This is a genomic window from Desertivirga arenae (assembly GCF_017355785.1).
GTDB lineage: Bacteria > Bacteroidota > Bacteroidia > Sphingobacteriales > Sphingobacteriaceae > Desertivirga > Desertivirga arenae.
Genome location: NZ_JAFEWE010000002.1, coordinates 450,253 through 467,922, shown reverse-complemented (window position 1 = coordinate 467,922; position 17,670 = coordinate 450,253). Strand labels below are relative to the sequence as shown.

Below are 17,670 nucleotides of genomic sequence, written 5' to 3'. Positions count from 1 at the left end.
AGGGTTTGGCTAAAAAAGTATTAGTAGCAATTCCACTCTTTCCAGACCTTTACACTTGTAAACCTGGTGAGGATTTTATAGCCGAGAATAGTTCACAAAGGAAAAGATCAATTACAAACCAAGCAAATGAAGTTACAAGTCATAGATATTGCTATTATTCTGTTTTACCTCGTCATGATGGTCATGATCGGGTGGTTCTATAAAAACAAAGCCAAACAGAATAAAGAGAGTTATTTGATGGGAGGCAAGAAGCTTCCCTGGTATATGCTTGGCCTCAGCGATGCCTCTGATATGTTCGATATCAGCGGAACCATGTGGATGATCTCACTTTGCTTTGTATATGGAATGAAGAGTATCTGGATACCCTGGTTATGGCCCGTCTTCAACCAGGTGTTTAATATGATGTTCCTGGCAAAATGGTTAAGACGTTCTAATGCAGATACCGGTGCCGAATGGCTGGCAACACGGTTTGGCGTCAGTGGCAGGGGTGTTAAAGCATCTCATAATATTGTGGTAGCATTTGCTTTGCTAAGCTGCCTGGGCTTCCTTGCCTACGGATTTGTTGGATTGGGAAAGTTCATCGAGATATTTGTGCCCTGGGATCTGGTGAAAGCTTATATCCCTTTTGATGTTCCCGCTCAATACGTAGCTCACTTCTATGGCATTGTGTTCACCCTTTTTGCCATGTTCTACTCCATTCTTGGAGGGATGCATAGTATCGTAGTTGGCGATTTTATAAAGTACATCATCATGACCATTGGCTGTATCGCCATAGCTATTATCGCCAGTACCCATCTCAACGGAAAAACTTTAAATGTTCCTGCAGGCTGGGCCGATCCTTTCTTTGGCTGGAAACTGGATCTCGACTGGTCAAGGATCGTACCTGATGCCAATAAGAAGATCCAGGAAGATGGCTTCGGCTTATTTGGGATCTTCTTTATGATGATGCTTTTCAAAGGGGTGTTCGCAAGTTTAGCCGGGCCTCCTCCAAGCTATGATATGCAGAAGGTGTTATCCACCAGAAGTCCTAAAGAAGCCTCCAAGATGACCGGCTTCGTATCCATCGTGCTCTTGCCCATTCGTTATTCCATGATCATCGGGCTTACCGTACTGGCTTTATTGTATTATGATAAACTGAATATAGGAACTCCTGAAGGAACAGACTTTGAAAAGATCCTTCCTGCGGCAATCAATTCTTTCTTGCCGGTGGGCGTGTTAGGCCTGGTACTAACCGGTTTGCTCGGAGCCTTTATGGGAACTTTTTCAGGAACGCTAAACGCCGCTCAGGCTTATATAGTAAACGATATCTATCTGAAATATATCAATCCTAATGCTCCAACAAAGAAGATAATCCGCCTTAATTACATCGTAGGGGTAGTGGTCGTTTTTGTAGGGGTGGTACTTGGATTTTTTGCAAAAGACGTCAATAGTATCCTTCAATGGATAGTAGGAGCGCTTTACGGCGGGTATATCGCATCCAATATGCTCAAGTGGTACTGGTGGAGGTTCAACGCCAATGGATTCTTCTGGGGAATGGCGGCTGGGATCATGGCTGCCCTGGTTTTCCCTTTCATTTTTGAAGGGATCCTTCCCCTTTACGTCTGGCCACTCTTATTTCTGATCTCCTTAGGAGGCTGTATCGCCGGTACATATACCGCTCCGCCAAGTGAGGAAGCTGTGCTCAAAAAGTTTTACAGCACCGTTAGGCCCTGGGGCTTCTGGCAGCCAGTTCACCAACTGGTCATTGCTGATGATCCCAGCTTCCAGCCCAATAAACGCTTTAAGCTCGATATGTTCAATGTAGTGCTGGGCATCATTGCACAATGCTGTTTAACTATTCTCCCCATGTACCTCGTACTGTCCATGCAATTGCCTTTGATCGTTACCATCCTCATCCTGGTAGTGGTGATAACGATCTTGAAAAGAACCTGGTGGGATAAACTCGAAGATTAAAAACAAGACATCGCTCCTTAGGGAGCAGAAAAGAATATACAATATGGAAAAACGTTTTGACGAAAGATTAAGTGAACTGAAACTAAACTACCTGGACCTTATTAGCCGGAAGAACATCAAAGAAGATGCAGGTAACGGGGTTTACGACAGATACAGATACCCTGTATTAACTGCAGCTCATGCTCCTCTGGAATGGCGTTATGATCTAAACCCTGAAACCAATCCTTATCTCATGGAAAGGTTCGGTATTAATGCTACGTTCAACTCAGGAGCAATTAAATTTAATAATAAATACCTGGTGGTAGCCAGGGTAGAGGGCCTTGACCGCAAGTCCTTCTTTGCTGTTGCCGAAAGTGACAACGGGATAGATAATTTTAAGTTCTGGGAGTATCCTATCAATATGCCCGAAACAGAGAATGCAGATACGAATATCTACGATATGCGCTTGGTGCAGCATGAAGATGGCTGGATCTACGGTCTGTTTTGTACCGAGCGTCGCGACCCTTCAGCCCCTGAGGGCGACCAGTCCGCTGCCATCGCACAATGCGGCATCGCACGTACCAAAGACCTTGTCAGCTGGGAACGTCTTGCAGACCTTAAGACCCCATCTCCTCAGCAACGTAACGTAGTATTGCACCCTGAATTTGTTCAGGGCAAGTATGCATTTTACACCCGTCCCCAGGACAGCTTTATTGAAGCAGGAAAAGGTGGCGGAATAGGCTTTGGTTTAAGTGATACGATAGAAAACGCAGTAGTTAGCGATGAAACCGTGATTGATCGCAAAGTATATCATACGGTTTTTGAGGCAAAGAACGGTCTGGGCCCTGCACCGATAAAAACAGCGGAAGGGTGGCTGCACCTGGCTCATGGGGTAAGGAATACTGCCGCAGGCTTAAGGTATGTACTATACATGTTCTTAACCAGCCTGGAAGATATTACCCTGGTCACTCATAAACCTGCCGGCTATTTCATGGCTCCGGAAGGAGAGGAGCGCATCGGCGATGTATCCAATGTATTATTCAGCAATGGCTGGATAGCAGATGAAGATGGAACAGTATACATCTATTACGCTTCGTCCGATACCAGGCAGCACGTGGCAACCTCTACAATAGATCGTCTTCTGGATTATGTCATTAATACCCCCGAAGATCAACTCCGTTCTGCAAAATCAGTCGAAACGGTTTACCAGATCATCGATAACAACAAAAAGCATGGCGATCCGGATGCAGAGATCCTGCAGAAGATACAGTCTGAATTATCGGTCAAGGGATCTTAAAAGAATAGCAAGCTAACAGGGTTGATCACTTACTTCCGCCCTGTTAGCTTGAAATAAAAGCCTTCATCTTATCGATTAATCCAAATGCCTATCTGGCTGAAGAAGCCTTTAGAAATATAAATCTACAAAACTTGTAGACTATTGCTAAATTTTCTATTTTTGAAGCCGTTAGCAATATGAAACACTTCAGCATCGCCATCCTCTTTCTGTTACCTCTGTTAGGTGCAGCACAAACGAAGAAGGATTTACCGCAGTTACTAAAGCAGGGAAATTTAGAAGTATATCACCGCCGGATAAGCGAGGCTCCCGCCAATGAAAAACCTGCCGTTTATCTGGATGGTGATGAGGGAGAAGGAATAGCCTGGATTAAGGGACAGAAATTTTCAGAAGGAACAATCGAAGTAGATCTCAAAGGGAAAGATGTTTTTCAAAAAAGCTTCCTTGGAATAGCCTTTCATGGCCAAAACGACTCAACCTACGATGCCATTTACTTCCGGCCATTCAACTTCCGCACTACCGATTCAGTAAGGCGCATCCACGCCGTCCAGTATATTGCACATCCAACTTATCCCTGGAAAAAGCTAAGGGATGAGCAGAACGGTAAATATGAGAAAGCCGTAGAACCGGCACCAGATCCAAACCAATGGTTCCATGCCAGGATCTTAATAGAGGCAAATAATGTCTCGGTGTATGTAAACAACAAGAAAGAGCCGGTTTTAAGCGTTCAGAAATTAAATAACCGTAGCAGCGGTAAAATAGGCCTTTGGGTAGGAGATGGAGCAGATGGCTCTTTCGCCAATCTCATCATTAAGGAGAAGAAATAAAAAAACTTGCTTTCCTCTTCGGACCCGTTTTTACTCTTTCCTCTACAAATATTTTTCAATGAACTATTCCATAAATAAAGAACTTAAAGCTACTTTTTTAGCTATTTCCGCTTTCGCTGCCATTTCTTGCGGACAAGCATCCCATTCGCAAACTACTTCAGCAGAAGGCCAGGAAACTCCCACAGCATCAGCGCCTGTTGAAGTAAAAACAGATCCCCAACACCCGGGAATGGTATATGTCCCGGCGGGAGAATTTGAGCAGGGTGGCGATAATAACCAGGCAGCTGAAGACGAGTACCCAAAGCATAAGGTGAAGCTAAACGCCTTCTGGATTGATGCTACAGAAGTAACCAATGCCCAATTTTCTGCTTTTGTAAAGGCCACCGGTTACGTAACTACTGCCGAAAAGAAGCCCGACTGGGAAGAGTTGAAAAAGCAATTACCAGCAGGTACTCCAAAGCCCGATGAAAGCGTACTGGTTGCTTCCTCCCTCATCTTTAAGGCACCAAAAGAGCCGGTATCACTAAATGATTATTCTCAATGGTGGGAATGGAAAGCCGGGGCCGACTGGAAACATCCGCAGGGACCAGAATCCAGCATCGAAGGCAAGGAAAATTATCCTGTGGTTCATATCTCCTGGTACGATGCTCAGGCTTATGCGAAATGGGCGGGGAAACGTCTTCCCAGCGAAGCGGAATGGGAGTATGCTGCAAGGGGGGGGCTAAAGAATAATGTCTACCCATGGGGTAATCAGCAGGTGAACGAAGGCAAGCCAAGAGCGAACTTCTGGCAAGGCCATTTTCCTGATAAGAACACGCAAGTGGATCAGTTTTATACTGCCGCTCCTGTCAAATCATTTGCAGCAAATAATTACGGACTCTACGATATGGCTGGTAACGTTTGGGAATGGACGGCAGATCTGTATAATAACAAATACTATGATGAAGTAAGGAACGGTGCTACCAATCCTAAAGGACCATCAACCAGTTTTGATCCAGACGAACCCACTGCTTCCAAACGCGTAATGAAAGGTGGATCTTTCCTGTGTAACGATTCGTACTGCTCAGGCTATAGGGTGGCTAGAAGGATGAAAAGTACCGAAGACAGCAGTATGGAGCATTTGGGCTTCCGTTGCGTAAGCGATAAGTAAAAAATTCGCGCAGAGTGCTCAAAAATGATCATCTGAAAACAAAACAGCTTCATTCCACTATTAGATTTGTCGGACAACAACGCAAATAAAATATGGAATCATTAAAAGATAAAATAGCATTAGTAACCGGTGCCGGTAAAGGCATTGGTAAAGCCATTGCAATAGCACTAGCAAACGAAGGTGCTCATGTAGGCCTGGTAGCCCGGACAGCAAGTGATATCGAAGCCGTAGCGAAAGAGATCGAAGCTCTGGGAGTTAAAGCTGCCTTCGCAACAGCAGACATCAGTAATCGTGAAGAAGTTGAAGCTGCGGTGAACAAGATCCAGTCAGAACTTGGAAATGTAGATATCCTGATCAATAATGCCGGAACCGGAACTTTTGGGAAATTTCTTGAACTCGAACCAGAAGTTTGGGAAAACCAGGTAAAAGTGAACCTTTTCGGTGTTTACTATGCTACAAGAGCCGTACTACCTCAAATGATTGAACGGAAATCAGGAGATATTGTAAACATCTCTTCCACCGCTGGTAAATCAGGCAGCGCTATTACCAGTGCTTATAGTGCTTCCAAGTTCGGCGTATTTGGCCTTTCAGAAAGTCTGATGCAGGAAGTCAGAAAACACAACATCCGCGTAACCGCCCTCGCCCCAAGTACAGTGGTAACAGACCTTGCCTACAGCGCTAACCTAATCAATGGCGACCCGGAAAGGGTAATGCATCCAGAAGACTTCGCAGAATTCATTATCGGGCATTTGAAGTTGAACAGAAGAGTGTTTGTCAAAGAAGCCAGCCTGTTCTCAACCAACCCATAAGGATTTACGATTTTTGATTTACGACTTACGAGGCCCTATCGCTTTTCCCTTTCCCCGGGTTAAGCGATATCCCCTGGTCGTAGGTTAAGCGATAGCGGTCCTACGACTTTTACCTGGAATCCTTACCCTGGTCGTAGGTTAAGCGATAGCGGTCCTACGACTTTTGCATGAAAAAACCCTATTCATAAAGCAAGGCATCCGCTTTTTCACTATGCAGCAGGTATTCAAAAAGTGCAAAGAAAACTTTCTTAAAGCGCCGGAAGGCTCTGAACAGATCCATTTTTTTTTGAAGCATATCCTGTAGCATTTGATTGATCTGCTGCTTATCCCCTGTCAAGTCGCATAATGTCTCGTCGAGACATTCCCTGAACATATCGAACACCCTTCTGAACTCCTCCTTCTGTTCTTCCAGGCTTTTAAGTTGTTCTACCGTTGCCTGAACCCTGGTTATGCTTGCTTTATCGATTAAAGGCGCAAGGTATTTATCCAGTAAATTATAGAAGAAACGGACCTCGAAGTCATAAAACTCCAGCTCAGATCTAGTTTGCTGAACCATGATTTGAACTTCATCTAATCTTTGAGTGACAGGTTCCATGGATGATAATGTTTTCATAGGAATTATTTCATTAGTTTTTGATAGCACAATTCTAGAAATTATGCAAACTAAAACGGCTGACATTCGTCAGCTCTTCTCCAAACTTTCGTCAGCAAAGAAGAAAGAAAATTTTCGCACGCTCCTTATTTGTAATGCGCTATAAATAAGGGAAGATTGGTTTCCTCCATTAGAATATTAGCCATGCTTGCCCTAAACCATCTCGAAACCATATTACGTTTATAAGCGCCTAAGATTGCAAGAGTATGCACCCTGTCTTCCAGGTAACTTACTATCTCCGTTTCCGGATCTCCCCTTAACACCTGTATCCTTGCCCCCGGAAAATGAGTATCTATAAATTCCTTCATGAGCTCAGGTTCCTGCATCTTCGAAACCTCTTTATCAGATTCCACTGAAAGCACCTCAATAGCAACCTTTTTCAATTCTGGCAACAAATAACTAAACATTCGCGCAGCATAAACAGACGAAGGATTTCCATCGTAAAGCAGTACAATTTCCTCCGGCCTTTCAAATACCTCAGGGACAATCAGCACAGGGCACTGAACATCCGCTAATAAAAATGAGATGAACTGACTTGGTTTATCTTCCTGGAAATGCGTCAAAGTTTCCTGAGCACTGATCACCAGCAGATCCGCATAAATGCTTTCCTTCAAAAGCTCCTGCAAGGCAATACTTCTGTCGCGGTGCACGCAGGTCTCGATCCTTGCCTGGTTACAGGCCTCTTCAAACCGCTTCACCGCATTCAAGCGCGTTATCTTATCTTGTTCAAGAAGTTCTTTAACTTTGTTTGGAGATATCGCATCATTTTCAACCATATCCCACAAGTGATAGCTTCGATGCGTAAAATCTTCAAGGAATACTCCCGTAAGCGAGGCTCCCGTTTCCTGAGCAAGGTACACGGCGTATTGTTCCGTACTCTCCGCATACTTAAGTCCGTCAAAAGCTGCGATAATTCTTTTCATGGCTTAGAGGCTAGTTAAGACACTTAGATCATTGGTCAATAATAAAATTACCATATCCGCCCGAACCGTTTAAGAAAATGCAAAAGAATAAAATTTGAAAGGAGAAAATTGACGATGTAGAGCCAATCAGTAATTTAATATGAATATAGGTATTTATACGTGTTTGTCAAGAAGAAAAAGAAAATTCCAAAATCAGTGTAATTCCACAAAATCGGTGTAATCCCCCAGTATCGGTGTAATCCCCCAGTATGGGTGTAATCCCCTTCAAATCAGTGTAATCCCCCAGTATCGGTGTAATCCCCCTCAAATCGGTGTAATTCCCCTAAATCAGTGTAATCCAATCTCAACCTAAAATAACCCCTGCGGTCCAAAGCACACCTTAAATCCGATAGAACCAACACCATACATATCCGGGATATTACTAAATGCACCACCTTTAGAAGCGTCATTATAACCATCCAGACCTTCACCAGTGGTGATGTTCAGTTGGTAGTTGATGTTAAAGATACAACGCGTATAACCCCAGCGGTCAGTAAGGTTAAAGTTCATACCAGCGTTAATGGGAACCTTAATCCCCATGCTCTTATTCGTTCCAGGAAATACGTAACCCGTGCCAGGTTGCACCCGCACAATATCTCCGTCGCTGATGGTGTTTTGGATCACCCCTAAGCCAATTCCTGAATAGAGTGTACGAATAGCATATAAAAAGCCACTTCTCTCAAAATCCACCACCTGGCCCAACTGCACTTTAATTCCTACAGAGGCAGCATTATAGTCATTTTTGAAATAGCGTAAATGCCGGTCAGTCTCCCGGTCTCCGCCAGAAAGCGTTCCCTTTTGCAACTCAATACCTATGCTGGTGAACGGAGTAAGATTGTAGTCGAAGTTCGCCCCAATAGTGGTAGCAATGCGCTTCTTTGACAGGTCGGCAAAGGCCACACTCGGACCGATACTAGCGCCCGCTGATAACTTGTAGTAATTGTACTGACTAAATGCGGTTGAAAATGTTAAACAAGAAACTATTATCAGTAGATACTTTTTCACAAAAAATCCCTTTCTCTTTTACTGTTAGATGTGTGAGTTTATAACGGAAGGGAGGAACGAATGTTACAGAAAAAAACGAAAAAGCCAATCAAACTTCCCGTCCAACTGGCTTTTTTATTTAGAAAGAAAAACCTACTAAGTGGGCTGAACCCTGAATCTGGTCGAAGAGACCGGTGAAGATCTTTTTCGCATAAGGTCCCATCTGTTAAAGATCAGCCCTTTTGTTTTAACCTGCTTTAATTGGCAAGCGTCACATACTCTCAACCTTCTTTCCGGATTATAAAGCCAGTAATGAAGCCCGAGGTTACAACGGTTGATTTTAAACATAGATAAAGAAAATGTTAATCTGATTGTCAAATATACTATAAAACTTTGTAATTCAAATGCTTCCGGTGAAACTGTAAACCTTGCTTCTCATCATTGTAAAGGTTTACGAAAGCCATTTGATAGTATTACGCCAATTATAGCGAGAATGCTACAAGTAATTCTTGTCTGTTTCCTTAAGTATTTAAGAAAGGCTATGGTCTCTCTCATTCCGTCAAGCTCACAATAGATAGCAAGGCCGAACTTAAATATCACGTCAAACAATTTCCCTCTCAAAGCTCTTTCAGTCACAAACAGAACAATACAACAAGAAATGCTCGAACTCCTCTGGTACAAAAACGCGGTAATTTACAGTCTCGATCTGGAAACCTTTCGTGACGGGAATGGCGACGGGACTGGCGACTTTGACGGACTTTTCAATAAGCTTGATTACCTGCACGCACTTGGTGTTGATACTATCTGGCTTGCACCCTTCCAGATCACTCCTAATAAAGACAACGGTTACGATATTGCGGATTTCTATGGTGTCGATCCAAGGCACGGTTCCAGTGGTGATTTCGTTAATTTTATGCACAAGGCCAACCAGTTGGGACTGAGAGTTATCATCGATCTTGTTGTCAATCATACTTCCGATCAACATCCCTGGTTCATAGAGTCCCGTTCCTCGAAAGATAACCCCAAAAGGAACTGGTATGTGTGGTCAGATGAAAAGCCCTCTGATTGGGATGAGGGGATGGTATTTCCTGGAGTACAAAAGGCTACATGGACGCTCGACAAGAAGTCAAAATCCTATTACTTCCACCGCTTCTATGATTTTATGCCCGATCTCAATACCGATAATCCGGAAGTAAGGGAAGAGATCACCAGGATAATGGGATATTGGTTACAGCTGGGCGTATCGGGTTTCCGGATGGATGCCGTACCCTTCGTACTGGAATCGCCGGCACCCGGAGATCAGGAGCCGGTAATGCATTTCGAGTATCTTAAGGAGATGCGGGCTTTTCTGCAATGGAGAAAGGGAGATGCCGTTCTGCTTGGAGAAGCTAATGTATTGCCCGAAGAGAGTAAGAATTATTTCGGCGAAGATGGCGAGGGTATCCATCTCATGTTTAACTTCTTCGTAAATCAATATACTTTTTATGCCCTTGCAACTGCAGATATTAAACCTTTGATAGAAGCACTGTTAGCAACAAAGGAGATTTTCCCGAAAAGTCAGTGGGCCTATTTCCTAAGGAATCATGACGAACTGGATCTTGGCCGTTTAACCGACGAGCAGAGGCAGAAAGTTTTCGAGCGTTTTGGTCCCGAAGAGCAGATGCAGCTTTACCAGCGGGGTATTCGTCGAAGACTGGCGCCCATGCTGGGAAATCGTCAGCAGTTAGAGCTTGCCTACAGCCTCATGTTCGCACTACCCGGAACTCCCGTTATCCGTTACGGTGATGAAATTGGCATGGGAGACGATCTGACTCTAAAAGAACGCGATGCTGTAAGAACCCCGATGCAATGGACCCGCGACAAAAATGCAGGCTTTTCCAAAGCAGATAAACTGGTGCACCCAGTGATAGGAGAGGGTTTCTATTCCTACACCCACACAAATGTCGAGGCCCAACGGCGCGATCAGGGCTCCCTGTTAAACTGGACCACCGACTTGATCCGGCTAAGAAAGGAATGCCCCGAAATCGGCCTCGGCGACTGGCAGATACTAGACACCCGTTTCAACTCAATTTTGTGTATGAGCTACCAATGGAAGGAAAGGAAGCTCTTCACCTGGCACAACTTCAGCGAAAAAGCACAAGAAGTCATCATCACCGCAGAAGAAGCCGGCAGCACCCGGCTTATCGACGTTTTTAATAATATCGAAAGTGTTGCCGACGAAAAAGGTAACCATACTATTCTGCTGGAAGCTTATGGGTACCGGTGGTTTAGGGCTCCAAGTTCAGTTTAATACTGAACTTGTTCAAAATCGTTTTATACCAATTTTTATAGTAGATTTTGCTCAGAATATCATTTTAGCACATTTACTCACCTTCGCCCTCATTGGCGGGCGAGGCCTAGTCCTTTTGTCTTGACACAAAAGGACCAAAAAGTCAAGTGCTCTGGCAAGGAGTTCTTTTCGCACTTGTCTTCCCACAAATTGCCTTGTCAACCGCCCGGTGCTGCACCTGCTTTGCCCCTGTTTCGCACAAGCCCATTTCTTCGCAAACCAGCTAATGCACCTTCCTTTCGCTCAAGTCCTGTTGCCAAGTCAATTTCTTCCCGAACTCTGAGCCAAAGCACAGTGACTTCGAACAGTGGCGGTGCCATTCTCGATTTTCTTTTCATAGAAAAATAGTTTGGGGTCTAATTTGTCAGTTGTGCATCAGGTGAATAGAGTCCTGAGCTGTGGCCTGAAAAGAACGGCGGGCCTGAGTTAGCCTTGTGGGCGGAAGCTTCGTTCTTTTCTTGATTTTTGCTTACTTTTTATCAAGAAAAAGTAAGAAGAAAGAAAGTGAAAAGCAGAATGGGAAGTTATTAAATGCTGAAGCTGGCTAAACAAAGATATAGTGAACTAAAATGAAATAAACGAAAAAAGGCCATCTTTACAACAAAGACAGCCTCTCCAATTCCTTAGAATTAAAAACCTTTTTAAACCGCTACCTCTTTACCTTTTAAAGAAGCAACAAACTCTCCGATCTTCTCCATATAATTTTCCTCAGCAAGTAATTTCACAAAAGCACTACCAACAATAGCACCTTTAGCGTACTGACTTGCTTTGCTGAAACTCTTATTATCAGAGATACCAAAACCAACCATTGTCGGATTTTTCAATCCCATAGAAGCAATGCGAGCGAAGTAGCCTTCAACATTAGTATTCACATCAAGGTTCTTACCCGTAGTAGACGATGAGGAAAGCAGGTAGATAAAACCATTACTTAATTCATCGATCTTTCGGATACGAGCCTCTGAAGTAGTAGGAGTGATCAGGAAGATGTTGCTTAGCTTATGCTGGTCAAAGCACTCCTTGTACAGCTCCTCGTACTCGTACATCGGCAGGTCGGGAACAATAACGCCGTCAACGCCCACTTCCTCGCATGATTTGCAGAAGTTCGAAACACCATACTGAAGCACGGGATTTACATAGCCCATCAATAGTACGGGGATCGACACCCGTTTCCTCAAGTCCTTCAGTTGCTCAAAAAGCACCTTCACAGTCATGCCGTTCTCAATAGCCTTTAAAGAGCTGTTCTGAATAACCGGGCCGTCAGCCAAAGGATCAGAATAAGGAACACCGATCTCCAGGAAATCAGCACCAGCCTTTTCCAAAGCCTCCGCAATGTCAAGAGTGCTGTTCAGATTAGGATAACCAGCAGTAAAATATATAGAAAGGAGATTTCCTTGTTTCTCCTTAAAAAGTTCGTTAATTCTATTCATTTTTAAATCATAATAATAATTGCAATTTCCAGCTCTCAGCTATAGGCTCTCAGCACTCACCTTGAGCCTTTCACCTTTCCGCTTTCACCTTTACCCTTTAACCTAAGGTCTACAAATTAAAATATTTCATATAGGTACTCAAATCCTTATCACCGCGACCTGATAAACATACCACCACACTCTCGCCATTAAACTTCATCTTGTCTAACTGCGCTAAAGCATGAGAGCTCTCAATCGCAGGGATAATACCTTCCAAACGTGCTAATTGGAAACCAGCCTGCATCGCCTCATCATCAGTAATGCTTACGTAAACACCGCGACCAGAAACATGCAAATGCGCGTGCTGAGGACCAATACCAGGGTAATCCAAACCAGCAGAAATAGAATAAGGCTCAACTACCTGTCCGTCTTCTGTCTGCATTACCAGAGAGCGACTCCCATGCAACACCCCATCTTTACCAAGTGCTGTAGTCGCAGCAGATTCGCCAGTGTCTACACCTTTACCTGCCGCCTCAGCTGCAATCAGGGTAACATTTGGCTCATCCAGGAAATGATAGAACATTCCCGCTGCATTACTTCCACCACCCACACAAGCAAGCACATAATCAGGAGTTTCTTTGCCGATCTTCTCCTTTAACTGCCATCTGGTTTCCTCCGAGATGATCGCCTGGAAACGAGCCACCATATCAGGATAAGGATGCGGCCCTACCACAGAGCCAATAATATAATGCGTATCTACCGGGTTGTTGATCCAGTCACGTAAAGCCTCATTGGTAGCATCTTTTAGGGTCTGACTGCCAGAAGTAGCCGGGATAACCGTAGCTCCCATCATTTTCATACGGGCAACATTCGGCGCCTGACGCTCAATATCCACAGCTCCCATATATACCACGCACTCAATACCTTTCAAAGCACAAACCGTAGCCGTAGCCACACCATGCTGACCAGCACCAGTTTCCGCAATGATCCGCTTCTTACCCAAACGTTGAGCAAGCAGGATCTGCCCGATGGTATTATTGATCTTATGCGCACCAGTATGGTTAAGGTCTTCTCTCTTTAAATAGATATTCGCGTTGTACTTTTCAGAAAGTCGTTCGGCAAGGTACAAAGGAGAAGGGCGTCCAACATAATCCTTAAGCAGGCTGTTGAACTCGGCCACAAAAGCCGGATCGTGCATAATCTCCAGGTACTGTGCCTGTAATTCTTCTACGTTCGGATACAGCATTTCGGGAACATAAGCTCCTCCAAAATTTCCGTAGTATCCTCTTTCATTTACGTGATAGCTCATAGTCTTTATTTTATCAATCAGGCAGGCAGCTCTTTAATTCGGTCGAATACCGGCCTTAATTTATCGATGTCTTTTAATGCAGGTTCTAGTTCAAAGCGACTGTTCAGATCCACTCCATAGAAACGCGGATCTTCCAGTTTTAATGCCTCCTCAAGGTTCTCAGCATCGAGTCCCCCGCTAAGGAAATAAGGGATATTCAACCCATAGCCCTTCAGCAAGTCCCAGTTAAAGGTAAGGCCCGATCCTCCGTGCAATTTTGTCTTCGTGTCAAACAGGAAGTAATCTACCGTCCCTTCGTAAGCTTCCAATTGCTCAAAGTCGAAACCCTCATCCACTCCAAAAGCTTTAATGATCTCCAGACCCGTAGAAGCAAGATCCTTACAAAACTCGGGGCTCTCCGCTCCATGCAGTTGAAGGGCATTTAAACCATATACCGCTATTTTATCCAGGATATCATCTTTTGTGGCATTAACAAAAACACCCGTCTTTTTTACCGTTTCCGGGATGGCTTCCAAAGTTCCTTCAGCAAGTCCATCCACCAAACGTTTGGAAGGAGGGTAGAAGATCAAGCCCATATAATCAGGCTTCAATCCCATCAGCTCCTGGATATTACTGCGGTCGCGCATGCCGCATACTTTTATTTTAAGCGAGTGGAGAGCGTTCATTTAAGCTTAAGCGTAAGTAACAGATAGTAATTTCTCAAAACTGTTCAAGGCTTTCTTACTCATTAACACATCCTCCGCCTCGTAGAAGCAATCCGCAAAAGATTTCCCAGGAGTGATGGTCCGGATAGCCAGTGCAGCATTGCAAAGCACCACGTTGTTCTGTGCGGTAGTACCTTCGCCATTCAATACAGCAGTAAATATCTTTGCAGAATCCTCTACTGTATGACCCCCGCTAATTAGTTTTGGATCAACCCGCTCAAAGCCAATGCTGTCAAGCGTATAGATCTGCTCCCCATCATTAGAGAACGTTTTAAAGCTTCCCGTTAAGGAAATCTCATCGTATCCATCCAATGCATGCAAAATAGAATATCTTTTATTACTTTTTTGGTAGAGATAAGCGTAAATACGGGCCAGCTCAAGACTGAATACCCCTACCGACTGGTACTTAGGCCGGGCAGGATTCACCAAGGGACCAAGCATATTGAAAAAGGTTTTTACACCCAGTTCTTTACGGATAGGAGCCATAGTTTTCATTGCCGGGTGAAACAAGGGCGCATGAAGGAAACAAATATTCGCCTCCTCAACACTCTGCTTCAATTTATCCGGCTCGTTCGTGAACTTATAACCCAGGTACTCCATTACATTCGAAGAACCACAGCCAGAGGAAACACCATAATTACCATGTTTAGCCACCTTATAACCAGCGCCAGCAACTACGAAAGAAGCAAGGGTTGAGATGTTGAAGGTATCCTTACCATCACCACCAGTTCCGCAAAGGTCGATCAAGTCATAGCCCTCCAGTTGCGGATCAAGACAAAGATCGAGCATTGCATCTCTAAAGCCCTCCAACTCCTCAATAGTGATATTACGCATACAGTAAGCCGTCATGAAGGCCGCCATCTGCGAGTTATTGAATTGTCCTCTAGCAATATTCGTCAAGATCTCTTTCGCCTGGCCTTTAGTAAAGGTTTTATGTTCAAATAGGTAATTTAAAATTTGTTTCATGTCTGCTGTATCTCCCCGTTGTACTCAAAGCAAAAAAAAAGGTTGCCTTGTGAGCAACCCTGTTTTTCTTTATACAATTATTTACACATAAAGATTGCCCTCCGCTTAATGCGAGTGCCACCAAATGATATGTGTAAATGCTAATTCCATTCTTCGTTAGACAAATATGAAAATATCTTTTCTTAGCTCCAAAGCTTTTTTTAAAAATTACTTTTTCAGGATGAGTTGCAGAGGTGGCGCTGTTTTTTAACTATTCGCTAGGTTATGTGTTAGATGGATAGCTTGCAGAGACCGTGGGGTTACTGGCAAAACGTCTATCTTCGGAGAGACGTCACTGCGAAGGCGATTCGCATCGCTTAAAAAAAGTGTTTGATCAAAAACTAAGAGGCTTGCATTTAAGGCGCAAAATAGGCGCAATTTCATATCTTTGTTAGGGTGTCAAACAAAAATTTATATATAATAGCAGGCTGTAACGGTGCTGGAAAGACAACAGCTTCTTTCACTATCTTGCCTGAAATTATAAATTGTAGAGAATTTGTCAATGCCGATGAAATAGCAAGGGGATTATCGCCTTTTCAACCGGAACAGGTAGCTTTTGAAGCCGGTCGAATTATGCTAAGCAGAATGGCTAAACTTTTAGCTAATAATAAAAGTTTTGCTTTTGAAACCACTTTATCTGCAAGGCATTATAAGAACACGATTATTGCTGCAAAAGAAAAAGGGTACAGGGTTACGCTTCTTTTTTTCTGGTTGCAAAATGTTGAATTAGCCAAGGAACGTGTAAGAATTCGTGTCTCTGAAGGAGGACATGATATCAAAGAAGATATCATTGAAAATAGGTACACGAAAGGAATTCAAAACTTATTTAATATTTATTTGAGCGTTGTGGATGAAGCGCTTATTTTTGATAATTCTTTCGGCAGGCCGGAACTCTTAGCCGAGAGCACTGAAGGAGGAATAATTATTGTAAATGAAAATAGGTTTAAAGAGTTAAGGAACTATTATGATACCAAAGGAAGAACATACTGAACTGCGAAATAAAATCCTACAAGGATTAGAACTTGCTTACGAAAAGCTAATTGAGTACAAAAAACAGAAGAATTCTGTTCTGGTAGTAATTAGAGACGGTAAAATTACAAAAGTGAAGCCATAGTTCTCTTATGACCGGTATTGGGCAAGTCATGCCGTATACCTTCCAAAGTATATCAGCTCAATGTAAGACCCTTCATTCTATCTTCTCTAATAGCCTAACTTCACATAATCCTACTTCAAATCTCGTCCTGATGTTAATTTTTGAGCCTCTTTGCCTAATTCCTCTTATTATTTGTAGATTTTAGCGAAGCGATTCCTCATTCATTCCTTTTCTCATTCAATCCTTCTCTCCTTCTCTCATTCAATCCTTCTTCAACAACTCCTTGATCTTCACATCAACGATCAGTCTGAACCAGAAGCCTTGAAGAAAATGGAAAAGCACACCGGTTTTGCCGTCAAGGATACCTAGCTGAAAGATCATGCGGTAGCTAAAGTAAAGGAAAGGCCGAAGTCCCAGCGGCATGCGCCACCATAAGCTTTTTAACCAGGCAATGCGTTCATCGGGACTGCCAAAGAATTTAGGTTGTATCGTTTGGGTACGCAGGGCATTCATCCGCTCAATCTCCTCGTGTGCAACCAGATCGCTATACCGGTTATGTTTCGCAATCCAGAAGCTGATCTCGTTCTCCTTAAGGTTTTCCTCCAGGATATGGCCGTCTTTCCAAACAATAGTTTTACCCGGAACAATAAAGCGGTGGTCCATATTCTCATTCAGGTCAGAGAAGCCCACGCCCCGGCGGAACATCTTCAATAGATACTTCGGGTAATAACCACCATGTTTCAGCCATTTGCCCTTAAAGAAGTTCTTCCGGTTGAAGTAGATTCCGTTCACATCCTTAAAATCCTCATCCCTGAAATTCTTCAGTTTTTGGAACAATTCAGGAGTAACGATCTGATCCGAATCCAGACCAATGATCCAGGGAGTAGTGATCTGGAAGGTGCTCAAGGCAGCATGCCATTGTTTTGGGTGGTTCTCAAATTGGTGATACCCGATCTCCGCACCATACTCGCGGCAAATCTCCAGCGTCCTGTCGGTACTACCCGAATCGAGCACGTAAATAGGAGCACCAAGATCTTTGATAGAAGCCAGCAATCTGGGGATATGGATCTCTTCGTTAAAAGAAAGGACAATAAAGGAAAACTCAGGCATCAGCAAAAATTGAAGCCGCAAATATAGCAATCATTCCCTCATTCATTCCATCCCTCATTCATTCCATCCTTCATTCATTCACTCCTTCATTCATTCACTCCTTC

The 17,670-nt window shown here is 43.7% G+C and carries 16 protein-coding genes and 1 pseudogene; 8 read left to right on the top strand and 9 right to left on the bottom strand.

Features of this window, described 5'->3' with window-relative positions:
• Positions 1 to 126: 126 nt before the first annotated feature.
• The 5 genes from J4N24_RS05955 to J4N24_RS05935 all read left to right on the top strand — a co-directional run bounded on the left by J4N24_RS05955 (position 127) and on the right by J4N24_RS05935 (position 6,012).
• Complete coding sequence (locus J4N24_RS05955; protein WP_207532744.1) at positions 127 to 1,953, top strand: sodium:solute symporter family protein; 1,827 nt, start codon at positions 127 to 129, stop codon at positions 1,951 to 1,953.
• 43 nt (positions 1,954 to 1,996) lie between these two features.
• Complete coding sequence (locus tag J4N24_RS05950; RefSeq protein WP_207532743.1) at positions 1,997 to 3,229, top strand: glycoside hydrolase family 130 protein; 1,233 nt, start codon at positions 1,997 to 1,999, stop codon at positions 3,227 to 3,229.
• Positions 3,230 to 3,405: 176 nt separating this feature from the next.
• Positions 3,406 to 4,053: a 3-keto-alpha-glucoside-1,2-lyase-like domain-containing protein gene (locus tag J4N24_RS05945; protein ID WP_207532742.1), complete on the top strand. Its 648-nt coding sequence runs from the start codon at positions 3,406 to 3,408 to the stop codon at positions 4,051 to 4,053.
• Between the two features lie 58 nt (positions 4,054 to 4,111).
• Positions 4,112 to 5,203, top strand: a complete 1,092-nt coding sequence (locus tag J4N24_RS05940) for a formylglycine-generating enzyme family protein (protein WP_207532741.1) — start codon at positions 4,112 to 4,114, stop codon at positions 5,201 to 5,203.
• 92 nt (positions 5,204 to 5,295) lie between these two features.
• Entirely contained in the window at positions 5,296 to 6,012 is a 717-nt protein-coding gene (locus J4N24_RS05935; RefSeq protein WP_207532740.1) for a 3-ketoacyl-ACP reductase, read from the top strand.
• Between the two features lie 178 nt (positions 6,013 to 6,190).
• On the opposite strand, the gene J4N24_RS05930 is transcribed toward J4N24_RS05935, so the two are convergent.
• The 3 genes from J4N24_RS05930 to J4N24_RS05920 form a co-directional block, all read right to left on the bottom strand.
• On the bottom strand, positions 6,191 to 6,625 hold the full coding sequence (locus tag J4N24_RS05930; protein WP_207532739.1) for a hypothetical protein: 435 nt from the start codon (positions 6,623 to 6,625) through the stop codon (positions 6,191 to 6,193).
• Between the two features lie 125 nt (positions 6,626 to 6,750).
• The gene (locus J4N24_RS05925) at positions 6,751 to 7,587 is read right to left on the bottom strand and encodes a universal stress protein (RefSeq protein ID WP_207532738.1); all 837 of its coding nucleotides are present in this window, start codon (positions 7,585 to 7,587) and stop codon (positions 6,751 to 6,753) included.
• A gap of 348 nt (positions 7,588 to 7,935) precedes the next feature.
• Positions 7,936 to 8,631: a hypothetical protein gene (locus J4N24_RS05920; RefSeq protein WP_207532737.1), complete on the bottom strand. Its 696-nt coding sequence runs from the start codon at positions 8,629 to 8,631 to the stop codon at positions 7,936 to 7,938.
• A 637-nt stretch (positions 8,632 to 9,268) separates the two neighbouring features.
• Here J4N24_RS05920 and J4N24_RS05915 point away from each other — a divergent pair.
• The gene (locus J4N24_RS05915; RefSeq protein WP_207532736.1) at positions 9,269 to 10,900 is read left to right on the top strand and encodes an alpha-amylase family protein; all 1,632 of its coding nucleotides are present in this window, start codon (positions 9,269 to 9,271) and stop codon (positions 10,898 to 10,900) included.
• A gap of 197 nt (positions 10,901 to 11,097) precedes the next feature.
• Here J4N24_RS05915 and J4N24_RS05910 read toward each other — a convergent pair whose 3' ends face one another.
• The 5 genes from J4N24_RS05910 to trpD form a co-directional block, all read right to left on the bottom strand.
• Positions 11,098 to 11,277: a hypothetical protein gene (locus tag J4N24_RS05910; RefSeq protein ID WP_207532735.1), complete on the bottom strand. Its 180-nt coding sequence runs from the start codon at positions 11,275 to 11,277 to the stop codon at positions 11,098 to 11,100.
• A gap of 303 nt (positions 11,278 to 11,580) precedes the next feature.
• Positions 11,581 to 12,366: a tryptophan synthase subunit alpha gene (gene trpA / locus J4N24_RS05905; RefSeq protein ID WP_207532734.1), complete on the bottom strand. Its 786-nt coding sequence runs from the start codon at positions 12,364 to 12,366 to the stop codon at positions 11,581 to 11,583.
• Positions 12,367 to 12,475: 109 nt separating this feature from the next.
• Positions 12,476 to 13,654 (bottom strand): tryptophan synthase subunit beta, encoded by a 1,179-nt coding sequence (gene trpB / locus J4N24_RS05900; protein WP_207532733.1) that lies wholly within the window; start codon positions 13,652 to 13,654, stop codon positions 12,476 to 12,478.
• 17 nt (positions 13,655 to 13,671) lie between these two features.
• The gene (locus J4N24_RS05895; protein WP_242691525.1) at positions 13,672 to 14,319 is read right to left on the bottom strand and encodes a phosphoribosylanthranilate isomerase; all 648 of its coding nucleotides are present in this window, start codon (positions 14,317 to 14,319) and stop codon (positions 13,672 to 13,674) included.
• 6 nt (positions 14,320 to 14,325) lie between these two features.
• Complete coding sequence (gene trpD / locus J4N24_RS05890; RefSeq protein ID WP_207532732.1) at positions 14,326 to 15,324, bottom strand: anthranilate phosphoribosyltransferase; 999 nt, start codon at positions 15,322 to 15,324, stop codon at positions 14,326 to 14,328.
• 435 nt (positions 15,325 to 15,759) lie between these two features.
• Between trpD and J4N24_RS05885 the strand changes: the two genes are divergently transcribed.
• Positions 15,760 to 16,353, top strand: a complete 594-nt coding sequence (locus tag J4N24_RS05885) for an ATPase (protein ID WP_207532731.1) — start codon at positions 15,760 to 15,762, stop codon at positions 16,351 to 16,353.
• Positions 16,328 to 16,477 (top strand): DUF8506 family protein, encoded by a 150-nt coding sequence (locus tag J4N24_RS25975; RefSeq protein ID WP_501981602.1) that lies wholly within the window; start codon positions 16,328 to 16,330, stop codon positions 16,475 to 16,477. The genes J4N24_RS05885 and J4N24_RS25975 overlap by 26 nt, the downstream gene beginning before the upstream one ends.
• A 249-nt stretch (positions 16,478 to 16,726) precedes the next feature.
• On the opposite strand, the pseudogene J4N24_RS05880 reads toward J4N24_RS25975, so the two are convergent.
• Positions 16,727 to 17,566, bottom strand: a pseudogene (locus tag J4N24_RS05880) (glycosyltransferase family 2 protein); the annotation flags it as partial.
• Positions 17,567 to 17,670 lie beyond the last annotated feature (104 nt).